At 64.1% G+C, this 251-nt stretch carries 1 pseudogene; it reads left to right on the forward strand.

What is annotated here, in order from left to right:
- Positions 1-15: 15 nt before the first annotated feature.
- A pseudogene (locus tag R0J88_RS22085) lies at positions 16-251 on the forward strand (hypothetical protein); the annotation flags it as partial.

The raw sequence follows: 251 nt of genomic DNA on the forward strand, positions 1-251 counted from the left end.
CTGCAGTCTGAGCGCATGACCGACAACGCCGATGGCGGTGGCCGGCTGACTGGCCGCCCCGTGACCGATGGCGCGAGCAATGACATCTTTGATGACATCTCTGATCTTGATCGCGCGGCGGGGCGCACCTCGCTGCGCAAGGTCGGGGCCGGCGTGCTGACCGACAACACCGCCCAATATTTCGGCGCGCACGCGATCATTGACCAGGTGCCGGCTGATCCGAATGTCAGCGTGGTGATGTTCGATACCGG

Source organism: Pseudoalteromonas sp. SIMBA_162 (assembly GCF_046535955.1).
GTDB lineage: Bacteria > Pseudomonadota > Gammaproteobacteria > Enterobacterales > Alteromonadaceae > Pseudoalteromonas > Pseudoalteromonas marina.